At 69.6% G+C, this 12,704-nt stretch carries 11 protein-coding genes and 2 pseudogenes; 6 read left to right on the top strand and 7 right to left on the bottom strand.

Annotation, left to right across the window (positions count from 1 at the left end):
- Window positions 1-15: 15 nt before the first annotated feature.
- The 4 genes from ACWCSU_RS13270 to ACWCSU_RS13255 are packed head-to-tail and all read right to left on the bottom strand — an operon-like array spanning window position 16 to window position 5,396.
- Complete coding sequence (locus ACWCSU_RS13270) at window positions 16-192, bottom strand: thiomuracin/GE37468 family thiazolyl RiPP peptide (RefSeq protein ID WP_449935083.1); 177 nt, start codon at window positions 190-192, stop codon at window positions 16-18.
- Window positions 193-206: 14 nt separating this feature from the next.
- A complete protein-coding gene (locus tag ACWCSU_RS13265; protein ID WP_449935082.1) occupies window positions 207-1,703 on the bottom strand; it encodes a hypothetical protein in 1,497 nt (498 codons plus the stop codon).
- On the bottom strand, window positions 1,700-3,562 hold the full coding sequence (locus ACWCSU_RS13260) for a TOMM precursor leader peptide-binding protein (RefSeq protein ID WP_449935081.1): 1,863 nt from the start codon (window positions 3,560-3,562) through the stop codon (window positions 1,700-1,702). Before ACWCSU_RS13260 ends, ACWCSU_RS13265 begins: the two co-directional genes overlap by 4 nt.
- Complete coding sequence (locus ACWCSU_RS13255) at window positions 3,555-5,396, bottom strand: hypothetical protein (RefSeq protein ID WP_449935080.1); 1,842 nt, start codon at window positions 5,394-5,396, stop codon at window positions 3,555-3,557. The genes ACWCSU_RS13260 and ACWCSU_RS13255 overlap by 8 nt, the downstream gene beginning before the upstream one ends.
- 796 nt (window positions 5,397-6,192) lie before the next feature.
- Between ACWCSU_RS13255 and ACWCSU_RS13250 the strand changes: the two genes are divergently transcribed.
- From ACWCSU_RS13250 to ACWCSU_RS13240, 3 genes and pseudogenes are all read left to right on the top strand, one after another.
- A complete protein-coding gene (locus tag ACWCSU_RS13250; RefSeq protein ID WP_449935079.1) occupies window positions 6,193-6,564 on the top strand; it encodes a hypothetical protein in 372 nt (123 codons plus the stop codon).
- The gene (locus ACWCSU_RS13245) at window positions 6,564-8,297 is read left to right on the top strand and encodes a hypothetical protein (protein WP_449935078.1); all 1,734 of its coding nucleotides are present in this window, start codon (window positions 6,564-6,566) and stop codon (window positions 8,295-8,297) included. The genes ACWCSU_RS13250 and ACWCSU_RS13245 overlap by 1 nt, the downstream gene beginning before the upstream one ends.
- 1 nt (window position 8,298) lies before the next feature.
- Window positions 8,299-8,724 (top strand): annotated as a pseudogene (locus ACWCSU_RS13240) (tetratricopeptide repeat protein); the annotation flags it as partial.
- Window positions 8,725-8,817: 93 nt separating this feature from the next.
- On the opposite strand, the gene ACWCSU_RS13235 reads toward ACWCSU_RS13240, so the two are convergent.
- Window positions 8,818-9,072: a hypothetical protein gene (locus ACWCSU_RS13235; RefSeq protein ID WP_449935108.1), complete on the bottom strand. Its 255-nt coding sequence runs from the start codon at window positions 9,070-9,072 to the stop codon at window positions 8,818-8,820.
- Between ACWCSU_RS13235 and ACWCSU_RS13230 the strand changes: the two are divergent.
- Window positions 8,995-9,282, top strand: a pseudogene (locus ACWCSU_RS13230) (tetratricopeptide repeat protein); the annotation flags it as partial. The gene ACWCSU_RS13235 and the pseudogene ACWCSU_RS13230 overlap by 78 nt on opposite strands.
- Before the next feature lie 112 nt (window positions 9,283-9,394).
- Window positions 9,395-9,568 (top strand): hypothetical protein, encoded by a 174-nt coding sequence (locus ACWCSU_RS13225; RefSeq protein WP_449935107.1) that lies wholly within the window; start codon window positions 9,395-9,397, stop codon window positions 9,566-9,568.
- 443 nt (window positions 9,569-10,011) lie between these two features.
- On the opposite strand, the gene ACWCSU_RS13220 is transcribed toward ACWCSU_RS13225, so the two are convergent.
- Both ACWCSU_RS13220 and ACWCSU_RS13215 read right to left on the bottom strand, forming a co-directional pair.
- Window positions 10,012-10,953: a protein kinase gene (locus tag ACWCSU_RS13220; protein ID WP_449935077.1), complete on the bottom strand. Its 942-nt coding sequence runs from the start codon at window positions 10,951-10,953 to the stop codon at window positions 10,012-10,014.
- Between the two features lie 161 nt (window positions 10,954-11,114).
- Window positions 11,115-11,624, bottom strand: coding sequence for a hypothetical protein (locus ACWCSU_RS13215; RefSeq protein ID WP_449935076.1), 510 nt, complete (start codon window positions 11,622-11,624; stop codon window positions 11,115-11,117).
- A 359-nt stretch (window positions 11,625-11,983) separates the two neighbouring features.
- Between ACWCSU_RS13215 and ACWCSU_RS13210 the strand changes: the two genes are divergently transcribed.
- The gene (locus tag ACWCSU_RS13210; protein WP_449935075.1) at window positions 11,984-12,703 is read left to right on the top strand and encodes a hypothetical protein; all 720 of its coding nucleotides are present in this window, start codon (window positions 11,984-11,986) and stop codon (window positions 12,701-12,703) included.
- The last annotated feature ends 1 nt before the right edge of the window (window position 12,704 follow it).

The raw sequence follows: 12,704 nt of genomic DNA, 5'->3' as shown, positions 1-12,704 counted from the left end.
TGTCGTGGCTACCGGTCAGGCGTCGTCCTCCGGCAGACGACGGCCGGTGCAGCTGTAACTGTTGCCGGAGTTGCAGGAGGCCGCGATCTCGGTCATGCCGTGACCGCTGGTCAGGGCCTCGATGCTGTCTGCAGGCTGGACGTCGATCGTCTCGATGGGCAGCTCGCTGAGGTTGCGGATGCGTTCGGACATGGTGAGTGTTCTCCTCACGGGCACGACTGGTGCCCTGTCGGTTGGCACAGGGCCGGGTGGTCCTGTACCGGTGAGACCGGCGCATGCCGCGTCGGCCCGTCTACGCGGGGCGCTCCCAGGAGCAGGCAGCCCAGGGATCGCCACGGGGTCGCGCTCAGTCCGAGCGCGGTGTCGGTGGCGGGGTTGGTGGCGTCGGAGTGGATGCGGGCGGTCAGACCAAGGGCGTGCGCGGCCAGGGTGGCGCGGTGGAGTACAAAGCCGATCTCGGCCTGCTGAATCCGGTACCACAGGTCGCCGAACCGGCCGGCTCCGGCGAGCGGGTCACCGACCGTGATGAGCGCGGCGGCGGCGGTGCGTAGCGCAGCCCGGGTATTGGGCTGGAGAGGGCCGCCGGAGATGGCGATGATCGCTTCGGCATCGGCGACCTGGTGAAGGATGTGCCGTTCAGGCTGGTAGCGGTAGAGGCCGGGCGGAGAACCGGTGACGCGCAGCATCAGCAGGTAAGGGGCGACCGCGCCCGCATCCAGGTCTTCGCCGGGGTGGTCGGTCCAGGGACTGGCCAGAATCTGGGCCAGCTCGTGCAGTGGCAGGCGGGCGGGCCGGAAACCGTTGAGGGGAGAAGCACGGAAGGGGATGCCGTCGGCCAGGCGGACCGGCCGTACGGCGGGCAGCCGCATGGCCGACCCTGCCGGCTCAGGCGGGAGGGAAGGGCTGGTAGGGCCGCGTGTTCGGGGGCGGCGTCGGGTGGCCGCGTGCAAGGCCGTCAGGTACGGCAGCCGGGTGGCGACCGGCGGGGGCGGATCGGCGGGGGCAGGGCGGCCGCTGCCGGGAGGACCACCGGTGGGGGAGGCGGCGTGCGGTCCGGAGAAGGTGAGCAGGGCCAGCGTGCCCTCCGCGGCTGGGTCGAGATCCAGCAGTCGGTCGGCGGCCAGGCCGTCGACGTCCAGGTGGACGGCGGCGCGCAGTCCCAGTCGGCCGGCCAGCGCGTGCGCTTGGGCGGCGAGCACCCCGACCTCCTGGCATTGCACGCGGTAGGCGTAATCTCCGTACTTGAAGCCGGTACGCCAGAACACCGCCGTCAGCGCCACCACCAGATCAGGGACCGTGCTCGGCGGCGTGAGGCGACGGCGGTGATCGCCTTCGACGACGACCTCCAGGGCGTGGTGGACCACGTCGTAGTGGTACAAAGCGCGGCCGGTCGCCGCATACGCCTCGATGGGGTACAGCGCCCCGCCGGAAGGGGCGGGCCGGGACGGATAGGCCCTGATGCGGCCGGAGACGAACGCGCCGGTCTCGTCGTAGGGGTGGCTCCAGCAGATGCGGGTCAGGCCGAGCAGGCCGCGTAGCAGGTCCCCGATCCGATCGCCGTCGGTCAGGGCGATCCGGGCGGCTGTGAGGTAGCGCTTGTAGGGGGCCGGTGCCGCGCTCCAGTCGATCGGGGCCGGCTCGCGGTCATCGAGGGCCTTCAGGTAGCGGCGGGTCGCCTCGCCCGGGGCGGGTTTGCTGCTCATGGGAAAGGGTGCGGGTAGGGGTTGAGCTCCTCGGGGAGCAGGTCACGGTCGCGGTAGCCGAGCAGGCGCGGCACGGTCAGCGTCCGCGGCAGGCCGTGGATGCGGCGGTAGCGGTGGCCGAAGGTCATCGACAGGGTGCCGGGCACCAGCACCTTGGCGGCGGCCAGGCCGCCTTCCCGCAGCTGAGGGAAGGTGGTGTCGACCGCGACCACATCCAGGCCGGTGGCCAGGTAACGGCCCACCAGCTCGGCCAGGTCCTCGGCGAGGTCGGTGTGTGATGGCCAGGGCTCGGCCAGATCTGCCAGCGGTCGGCCGGAGGCGCGGGCGGGCAGAAACTCCAGCCGCTCGTAGGCGCCGGGATGGCAGGACAACTGCCGGTGCTGCTCCATCTCCCGGACCAGGTCGCCGTCGGCCAGCAGAGCCGCCGCCGCGCGTTCGTCGTAGCGGTCGCCGAGGGGCGCGATCGAGGGCAGCAGCTCCAACAGCGCCGAATGTAGCGCCTGCTCGGGGTCGGGGTGAGCGCCCGCTGCGCACAACACGTAGGGCCGGCCCGGCCCGCCGACGGCATCGACGGCCATCGCCCAGAAGGCCGGGACGCGCTGTTCCATCGGCATCGCGAACGCCATCAGCTCGTACCCGCAGTCCTGACGGGCCTTGGCCGCCAGCATCGGGATGCGCCGGTCGGCGGCCGTGTCCAGATCGACCTTGGGAACGGGCAACCGGCCGTACCAGGTCATCAGGAAGGCATCACGCTCGGCGACCTCCAGCAACCCGTAGAAGATCGCCTCGGCCAGGCAGCCGCCGAGCGCGGCGCCGTTGGAACACTCATACGCCCAGCCGGGCTCTGCCTCGGTCGCCGCGCCGTAGAAGGCGAAGGTCAGCGGCACCAGCACCGGCCGCCGCTCGCGGAAGGAGAACCCCCACACCCAGCGGACCGGCTGGTCGGGGTCGAAGCGGGCGAAGCCGAAGCCGGGCCGGTCGTACCAGGCGTCGGGATACAGTCCCAGAGTGCGCGGGTCCAGCGCGTGATCGATGATGTCGGCGTAGGCCGCGCGAACAGGTTTGCGGTCGCGGGGCAACGTAGTGGCGTGGCGTTCCAGCGCTTCGAGGATCGCCATCCGTCGGGCGGAGGCGAAGTCCAGGGCGCGACCGTAGCCGTGTCGGCTCTCGTCGCCCTCGCGTCCGGGATCGCGCCGGGCGACAGCCGTGGGGATGTTGCCCTGGCCGGCCCTGCCCAGCGAGGCGATCAGCCCGGTCTCGGCATCGACGAAGCGTCCTTCAAGGTCGGCAGGGAGCGGACGGATGCGGAACGTGCCGAGGCCGGGTTTGGGCGCGGGCCCCAGGTCGAAGGTGTGGGGCCTGTCCTCGGGCCGCTGAGCGCAGTCCGGGCACAACGGGTCGGCCGCCAGCCGATGATGGGTGACGGCCGCGCCGGTGACCGACACCCTCAGCACACCCCCATGCGTCCGGCCGAATCCGTTGCCGAGCTCGGCGGCGACCAGCGTGGCGATCACCGATGACACCACGGGCAGCAGCCGGTCGCTGACGTGCCGAGGCTCATGCTGTTCGGCCAGGGCGCGGCGGGCGGTGGCGTCGGATCGGTTGCGGTCGCGCCGCCGGCCCAGGCAGGCCGGGCAACCCGGTATCCCCGCCGTCACGGCCGGACCGATCAGCACCCAGCCGCTCTCGGCCCGTACCGGCAACCAGGTCAGACCGTGCTCGCGGGCGTGCGCCCGCGCCAGGGAGTACCGGTCGTCGTCGCCGCCGTCGGCCAGCACGACAAACGTGCCGTCCGGCGCAGGGACCTGCTCCAGCATCGCACGCAGCCCATGCGTGACAGCGGCCTGCGTCTCACTCATCGCACACCACCCGCACCACGTGCGGGAGCAGCCGCGCCACTTCGGCGTCCGCGCGCAGTGGTAGGGCGGTCGGCGGCCGTCCCACCGCGGTCAGCGCCCTCGTGAGCCTTTCGACAGCGCCGTCATCGTCGCCGCAATCGTCGCTGTCATCGTCATCGGGCCACAGCGCGACCGGTTCGGAGTAGCAGGGCTGGTTGTTGGTGCGCGCTTGCCAGGTCAGCAGTAGATGTTCCAGCGCCCGGCGCATCGCCACCTGCGGGGTGGCGGCGCACGCCGGCGCCGCCGAGCCCGCGGTGTAGGCAGGCACGCCCAACACAGCTGTCAGATCCCGCAGCGCTGCCGGCTCCTGGGCCGCTTGCAGCAGCGCGAGCAGGCGGGCGATCTCCGGATCGTCCAGCGGTGCGACGAGGGGGTGGGTAGCGCGGTCGCTCCCGCCCAGCAGAGCCTGGCACTGCTGAGTCAGGCCGGCGGTGACCGCCTGCCGCCAGGACAGGCCCGCAGCCACTCCTACCGGAGCGCGATACGGCGCGCTCGCCTTCCGTTCTGCGAGCAGCGCCTGATAGGTGGCCAGTCCGGCCAGCACCGCACGCAGCCGCGCCGACGTAGGGTCTCGTCCCCAGCCGATCACCTCTGGCATCGCTCCGGGCCCAAGCACCCCGTTCGGGTCGGACACACGCGCCCGGCACACCGCCAGCGGCACCTGAGCCAGATCACCCTCGTCCACCTCGCCCAGCACCCCGGTGCGGGGATCGATGTAGTCGCTGCTGCGCTTCAGCAACTCCTCACCAGTCAACGGCGCCTCTCGCGGGGACTCGCCCATCCGGCGAGAACCGGCGGTGACCGTCAGCGGATGCACGCGATGCCGGCGCGTGTCCAGCGTCCGCAGATCGACGCAGGTCAACGCCAGACGATCGACCGGACAGGCCATGCCCGTCAGGTGCTCGAAACACGACAGCGCCAGTTGCGTGGCCAGCACCGCCGGCACCGCCCCGGTCAGCCAGTCGACGTCCTCCGCGTCCGGCGCCTCGCCCCGCCGGCCTGGCGGCTCGGTCAGGCGCCGCCAAGTCGAGGCGGACGTGCCCGCCTTCGCCGAGACCAGTGACAGCCAGCCCTCGGTCTTCCTGACCCACAGCTGTCCCAGTGCGATCCGGCGTTCCGCGCACAGCCGACTGACCCGCAGCAAGCCCTCCGCGTGCTGGCCGTCATACACCTGCAGCACGACGTCGGCTCCGTCCGGGATCTGGGCGCACGCCCGTACCGACTGGGCCTCGTCGCGGCGTCCGCGGGCGATGGCGCCGGCCAGCTCCCCACTCGCGGCACCTACCGTGCACACCTGCCGCCAACCTGACCCAAGGCCGGCCTCCACCAGCGCGGCCAGCACCCGGCCGGTGCCCACCAGCGCGATCGTGGCCTGCCTCAGCACTTCGAAGCGGGCTTCGGCCGCGTCGAAGCCGTACCGGATGAAGGAGAGTTCCGGCGCGTAGACGGCCAGCTCGTGCAGGGTAAGAGTGTGCGGCTGATCTCGGCCCGCGTCAACCACGAAACGACGCTCGACCAGCACCTCCACCAAACGTTTCACCATCTGGGCCGATGGGGCCGGCAGCGAGGCGGTCAGTTCCTCCATGGTGTGCTCGCCGGTCAGGAGCGGCGCGAGCTGCGTCAGCCAGGCATGGCTGTGCTGCCCGGTGAGCGTGCATGCATCCAGATCGCTTTGCATGTATACGCCGTCCTTGACGGCGACGAAGCGCACATCGGCAAGTAGGCGCGGACGCATGCCGCCGCCTGCCGTGGCTGCTGTGGTGACGGTCGCGTCGGTCGTGGATTGGGGTGTCATGGGGGTCGCTTTCCCTGCAAGGAGAACAGGTCCAACCCCATAGTAACTAAAAGTAGTCATCTGACTACTAGAAGTAATGGGAGAGTGGAGGGCTGGAATGTGCCGTGTAACCTGACCGCCAGAGGCAAGCGGAAGCTGAGCACGCTTCTCAAGCCTCACTGACACGTTCCCGCGGATTCCGCTGGCCAGGACTGCATGGCAACAGCGCCCGGCGCGGTGCCCTGGGTCTCCACCCCCAGCTAAGGCTATCGACACCGATCACGCTGTCGGGCGGCGCCATGAAGCGTCAGGCAGGCAGCGCTGGCCGAAGAAGCCTCATCGCCGACGGAGAACCCCGATGGCGTCCTGCGGGTTCCGACGGTCATCTTGGGTTCGCAGTTCTTCCCCCAGCTCAACGTGGCGTGATCTTGTCAGGCACGTAAGACAAGCAGGCCACTTGACGGCCTTAGGCGCCGCGCTGGCCACCGCGCCCTCGACACTTTCCTCGCCACAGCGCGCACCGCCAACCCCAACACCCACCGGAGCCTGCGCACCCTGAGCATCTACGTCCAGCCCAGCACCGAAGCCATCGCCGCCGCGCTCGCCGAGCACGACCCCGGCCCGCTGGCAGCACTGACCCTGCCACCATCCCGCAGGCAGAGGGCCCAGGAGCCGGCGGACATTCTGTACCACCCGATCCGAGATCCGCCACCCCGGGCGCTGCCCGCCGGAGCCGCGCCTTGTGTCATCCTCCGAGTGGGCTGAGGATGTTGTCATGTCCAGACGCGCGCGGATGTGGGGTGGAATCGTAGTCGGGGTGCTCGTCCTGGCCGGGCTGGGTGTTTATCTCGCCGCGGAGGGGCTGGACAAGGCCGACAAGATGGCCAGCGTGATCGGCCTGTTCGTCGGGATCGCGGCGCTGGCGGTAGCGCTGTATGAACGTCTCGCCGACCGGAACGGCAGCGGCGGCGAGATAGCGGGCACCACGCCCTCCGAGGAGCGTTCGACCGCCGTCGCCGGTGACGACAACGGCACTGTTTCCTCGGGCGACGGCCCCGTGCAGAACATCACCGCGTCGGCGCCGGGAGCGACTGCTCAGGGCGCGATGTTCGGCAACGTGATCAACCACCACCATGCCGCCCGGCCGCTGGCCGGCTCTCAGCTCCCGCCCGGCGACGAGGACGCCTGATGGACGACGATCGGCAGCCGGTCACGCAGAACGTCACAGCCGTCAACGGCTTCGCCTACGGAGTCATCGGTGCGGATATCCACGTGTTCGGCGACAACGTCCCCCTGTACCTGCTGAGGAAGTGGGAACCACCCCAGGAAGCCGACCTCCACTGGCTGAGGCGGATACCCAGCCGCCTGCTGAACGCGCGCTTCGCCATCGTGGGATTCACCGGCCGCGCCGACGAACTGGCGAATCTGCACCGATGGCGGGACAGCCCGCCACGCCTGTCCGCCCGATGGCTGTACGGGCCAGGCGGACAAGGCAAGACGCGGCTCGCGCGGCAGCTTGCCGAGGAGTCGCTCGAAGCGGGCTGGCTAGTGGTCACCGCGGTCCAGGGGCCGGGGCAGGTGCAGCTCGCGCCAGGCAGCCAGGACCTCCGCGCGGACGGCGTCGCAGGCCTGCTGCTGATCATCGACTACGCCGACCAGTGGCCGTTGACGCATCTGACCTGGCTGTTCAGCAATGCCCTGCTGCATCGCGGCGATGTCCGTGCCCGGGTGCTGCTGCTCGCCCGCAGCGCCGATGCCTGGCCGGCGGTTCGCGCTGCCCTTACCGAGGTCCGGGGCGAGACCTCGACGCAGCTGCTGGGGGACCTCCCGGGCGGGCTCGGGCCGCGCGGGGAGATGTTCCGCGCCGCCAGGGACGGCTTCGCCGCCCGCTACGGGCTCGCGGACCCTAACGCCGTCGGCCCTCCCGGCCCGCTGGACGATCCCGCGTTCGGGTTGACCCTGGCCCTGCACATGGCCGCTCTGGTCGCGGTCGACGCCCACGTCAACGGTGCCACCTCCCCCAGCGACCTGACCGGGCTGACGGTCTATCTGCTGAACCGCGAGCACCTGCAATGGGCGCGGCTGCGTGGGGACGCGGCCCACGACCTCGACCCGGCCGGGCGCGCGTACCAGACGCCGTCGGAGGTGATGAACCGCTTGGTGTTCACCGCGGTACTGACCGGCCCCCTCCCCGCACCCGCGGGCGCCGCCCTGGTGAGATCCATGCGGGTGCCGCTCCCGGCCGAGCGGGCCCTCGCCGACCACAGCCTGTGCTATCCCCCGGCCGACCCGGCCCGGCCCACAGTGCTGGAACCGCTGGCTCCCGACCGGCTCGCCGAGGACTTCCTCGCCCTGACCATGCCCGGCCACACAGCCGACTATCCCGCGCAGCCCTGGGCCGCGTCCACGACCGGCTTCCTGCTCGCCCGCGACAGCGAACGGGAGCCGCCTGACTGGACGCCCCGCGCGATCACCTTCCTGGCCGAGGCCCGCCCGACGCTGGCCGCACCTCGGCGTCCGCCACCTGTACCCCCTGCTGCGCCGCGATCCCCAGCTGGCCATGGCCGCGGGCAGCGCCGCCTTGACCGCCCTGGCCGGCCACGACCACCTCGACCTCGGACTGCTGGAGGCCATCGAGTCCTGCTTCCCCGCCCACCGAAACATCGACCTGGACGCCGGCATCGCCGCGCTCGGCGGGCGACTGGCCGAGCGTCAGCTGGCCGTCCGCACAGACGCCGCTGGACGTGCCCGCGTCCACAACACCCTGGCCAGGCGCCTGGCCCACGCGGGCCTCCACGCCCGGGCTCTGGAGGAGAACCGGCAGGCCACCGAGATCTTGCGCCGGCTCGCCAGGAACAGGCGCTCCGCCCACCTGCTCAATCTGGCTGCCTCGGTGAACGACCAGGCGGCCCTGCTGGCTGAGATGGGGCTGCGGGATGAGGCGTTACGGCTCAGCGAGGAAGCCGTCCGGCTGCGGAGCAGATCGGCCAGGGCCGACCGTGCCGCCCACCTGCCCGACCTGGCACTCACGCTGAACAACCACGCGGCCCGGCTGGCGGAGGCGGGGCGGCGGCGCGAGGCCGTACGGGTCGGCAAGGAGGCCCTGCGCCTGCGCCGCGAGCTGGTGGCGTCCGACCGCGCCGCCCACCTGGCCGCCCTGGCCGCCTCGCTGAACGACCAGGCGGCTCATCTGTCGGCGGTGGGGAAGCGCGATGCGGCGGTGCCGCTCAGCGAGGAAGCAGTCAGCACCTTGCAGGAGCTGGTGACGCTCGACCACGCCGCGCATCTGCCCGATCTGGCCGGCTCGCTCAACAACCATGCGGCCCTGCTGGCGGACCTGGGGCGGCACGAAGAGGCGATCCCGCTCAACCAACAGGCCGTGGACCTGCTCCGGGGGCTGGTGGCGGGCAACCGCGCCGCCCACCTGCCCCATCTGGCCGCCTCACTGGGTGACCAGGCAGCCCTGCTGCTGGAGGTGGGGCGTTGCGCGGCGGCGATGCCGGTCAGCCAGGAGGCCGTCGGCCTCACCCGCGAGCTGGCCACCGCGCTCAGCAACCACGCGCTCCTGCTGGCCCAGCTGGGGCGGCGGGACGACGCGGCGCCCGTCAGCGCGGAGGCCGTGCGCCTGCGCCGGGAGCTGGTGGCGCTCGTCCCGGCCGCCTTCCTGCCCGACCTGGTCGCCTCGCTGATCAATCACTCGGTGCTGCTGTCAGGGGCGGGGCGGCGGTACGAAGCGGTGCCGCTCAGCGAGGAGGCCGTCGGCCTCACCCGCGAGCTGACGGCGCTCGAGCGCGCCGCCCACCTCCCCCGACTGGCCGCCGCGCTCAGCAACCACGCGTCCCTGCTGTCCGCCCTGGGGCGGCGCGCCGAGGCGGTACGGCTCAGCCAGGAAGCCGTCGCCCTCTACCGGGAGCTGGTCGCCGCCAGTCGCCGCCTACCTGCACCACTTTGTCGAGAGCCTCACCACTCTGGGCCAGGTCCTGGTCGACGACGCGCGTTTCCGGGAGGCGACCGCTCCCTTGTTCGAAGCCTTCGACGCCGCACAGCGCCTGCCCCTGCACGCGAGAGCCATCATCGGCGTCATCGTGGAAGTGCTGCGTCGTGCCGGCGAGGGGGACGCCACGGGCGTGAGCCGGGAGTTTCGCGTCCTCACCGGCCAGGACTTCGCCCGCTGGATGCGCCGACCTCCGTGACGACCCCGGGGTCGAGGAACAGGCGGACAGCCGTTGGCCCTGAGAAGACTCTTGATCGCGCGCCATCGTCATCTCACTGCAGGGTGCGCAGTGTGACCGGCTCTGCTCCCGCCCAGCCCGGCTTAGGACGTAGTGGATCGGCACGCCGGCGTGGACGAAGCCGCAGTCGAAGACATTTACCCACGTGGGTGTACGAGAGTGGGGCACTCGGGTTCAGACGAGGCAGCCAGGTGCACATCACCGACCGTGGCCAGGGGAACACCACGGCACTCGACGACCTCATCAGCGGCTCGCCGGGGGCAGACCGATGCGCCAGACCGGATGGACCTGCTCCTGGCTCCGGCCAGGAGCGCCGCGCAGCACACATGCCCAAACCCATCCAGTCGCCCAGTTTGCTGGCCAGGGCCATGATGGTGAGCTCGACATGTTCGTGGCCGCCTGGACTAGGGGGCGGGGCACACTCCCTTTTGCGCAAGCAGGTCGCCAGCCAGTTCGTTGAATCTCTCGACCATGACGGTATCGTTGTGCCACATGTCGTCAGTCGTGTTCGAGGCGGGCGGCTGCCGGTAGTCCCTGATGAATTGCTTGAATGCATCACCCGTCTTGGCGTGGCCTTTGAACGCCTCGTCGATCTGCTTCTCCACCACGCCTCTTAGCGCGTCGTCGCTGAAAAGCCGGTCGGGAGCGTACTCCTTTTTAGCGATGACGCTGACGCTCAGCGCGATGGCCGCCTCCACGTCGACAACGTCGTCGGTCTCCAGCTTTTTCCATTTTCCGAAGTCGGCGAGCTTGGCACGAGTGCATCCCTGCTCTTTTCCAATGCGTTCGCGTACGAGGAGCACATTAGGGGCGATGAAATCCCCGTGTCTGACAAGATTGAGTCGAATAAATTGTGTGGCCGCCAAAATGTCGCGTGCCCAGCCGACTCGTTCTGCCAGCGGCTGTTGAATCTCGTTCTGCAACGCATCTCGAAGGGACTCGCGGGCCAGCTCGTATATCACGAATTTCCTTCCGGCGGGCGATGTCCCCTTGTCGATGTAGTGGATGACCGCCTTGTACTCGCCCATGGCGACCATTTTGTCGGCTTCCTTCTTCTGTTCATCGGGGTCGTTGAAGATTTTCACGGCCACCGCGGTCTTGGTCGACTTGATCCAACCTCGGTGCACCTCCGCCTGGCTGCCCGCGGCCAGGGAATCCTTGCGCACCTCAACGTTTTGGCCCGTGTCGGTCGTGAATTGCCAGGCACCGTCCGTGGTCGTCGCCACGGGCCAGTGCGGCAAGACTGCTGATACAGGGATGGATCCGCGAGGGGGCATGGTGAAAGCGGCCGTCAGGGCCCATGCGGACGATCCCAGCAGGCCGGCCACCACGAGGGCCGCGGCCACATTCCTTCTTCTCACAAATCTCCCCGGCTTTCGTCCGTTCTCAGCACTTCCACACAACCGAGGACCTCCCGCAGAGATCTCGTGTCAGGCGGGCTCTGTCCCGCGTCATCCGGCGTTGGCGTCAGGCGGTCGGCCACAGGTCGCACAGCGCGCTGCCGCTCCTACGTCACGCCGAACGCCTTGGCCAAGTCCGTCAAGCTGATTCCGCCATGGCCGCCGTCGGCCTCCCAATCTGCTTCGAGCTGCCAGCCTGACGCGCTCTGTTGCAATTGGCCGATGAATTCGAGTTTGTGGCCGGTTCCCCCTGTTTCAACTTTCACATACACAGTGGCGCGTAGCACGAACAGCTCCGGGTTGGTCACGTACATGATTTTGACGGATCTGAGAGCGAGGGGCAGTTCGCTCATCTCGGCGTTTTGTACGGCCATGAAATCGTACGACGTGGACTTCTGGGTCACCTCGATGATGACGTCAAGTTGGTCTATGGTCTGCGCGAGCAGGTCCTCGGGCAGCGCATGTCCTCCACAGTTCTTCGCCACCCAGTCCAGCAGGTCGGACAGTTTGACAGCGGCCCCCTCACCCCGCTGCTGGATGAAGCCTGAGTCCTGGGTGACGATGTCCAGCGGTATTTTCGCGCCGCTCTTGAACTGGATGTCTGCGTGCCCGTCCACGGCGCTTTCCTCGATTCTGTAGGCGGATGTCTCCGCTCACGTCGGGTTAGGAGGAGCTCTTGGCGTCCTGGGGTGCGATGCTCATGACCTGTCGCCGGCCAAGATTGTAAGTGCGGTCAAGACGTGGCATGCCCCAGCGGGACCGTCGCCCCTGATATGTCGGCGCGGCTGGGGATTCGATGCTGTCCAGAGTAGGTGTTGCCTTCCAGATGAGGCACGTTCCCTGTCCTCGTCCGGTTGACACCGCCTCTCGCCCATTGACCGCCCCTTGCGAAATGGCGGTTGTTTGCACGTTCCAGGGGTGATGATGGCCGGCGGGCGGGAAGGACGGCATCGGATTTCCGCTGGGAGGTGAGGACATGGCCGAGTGCCCGGACGCGGTGTTCGCTTTTCGCGGCGAAGACGAGGTACCGCGTGTTTACCTGTTTTTCGGCGCGATGGTGCGGTGTGTTTTCCAGGATCCGAAGAGCGGACAGTCGCGCACCAACTACCCGGATCGGGACGGCCAGTGCCAAACAGCGGACGCGGCCGCGGTGCCGTATCCGACACTGTGGCCGCACCTCGAGGGGAAGCTCGGGCCGGCCCCGCTCGACTGCTACATGAAGCCGGCCGGCTCGTTCGAGGTGCACGGCCTCGTGGGCTCGGCCGGGAACCTGACACGGGTGTCGTGGCATCCGGAGCGGAACGTCGAGCCGCGACGCACGGAGAACGTCTTGCAGCAGTCGGAGCTGGCGACCGTGTCAGGGGCGTGCGAGACCGAGCACCCCGACCACGTGCTGCTGTTCGGGACCTCAGCCGGCAAGCCGGCGTACTGGGTGTGGAAGTTGGACGAGGGCAAAGCCGCCGGTCCGCTCGATCTGCCGCAGGGGCAAGGCGAGGTGCAGGCGGCCTTCCGCGGTTTCGACACGCCCGAGGGCGAGTCCAGCGGGTCCGGGATCCGGATCACCCGGCTGTACTCCAAGGCCGAGAACGGATTCACCGAGACCGCCTACACGATCGGGACGACGTCCGCAGGCGGGCACACGTTCACCCGGCAACAGGGGGCTGCGCAGTTTCTGACCGGCGTCGAGGAAGGCTGAT

It is taken from the genome of Nonomuraea sp. NPDC001699, assembly GCF_053596455.1.
Note: the sequence above shows the minus strand (reverse complement) of the source record. Positions and strands in the feature narration are given on the sequence as shown.

Coding starts and splice junctions, on each gene's coding strand:
- ACWCSU_RS13245 (WP_449935078.1), top strand. CDS start 6,564: ATGGACGACGATCGGCAGCCGGTCACGCAGAACGTCACAGCCGTCAAC.
- ACWCSU_RS13265 (WP_449935082.1), bottom strand. CDS start 1,703: ATGAGCAGCAAACCCGCCCCGGGCGAGGCGACCCGCCGCTACCTGAAG.
- ACWCSU_RS13270 (WP_449935083.1), bottom strand. CDS start 192: ATGTCCGAACGCATCCGCAACCTCAGCGAGCTGCCCATCGAGACGATC.
- ACWCSU_RS13210 (WP_449935075.1), top strand. CDS start 11,984: ATGGCCGAGTGCCCGGACGCGGTGTTCGCTTTTCGCGGCGAAGACGAG.
- ACWCSU_RS13255 (WP_449935080.1), bottom strand. CDS start 5,396: ATGACACCCCAATCCACGACCGACGCGACCGTCACCACAGCAGCCACG.
- ACWCSU_RS13260 (WP_449935081.1), bottom strand. CDS start 3,562: ATGAGTGAGACGCAGGCCGCTGTCACGCATGGGCTGCGTGCGATGCTG.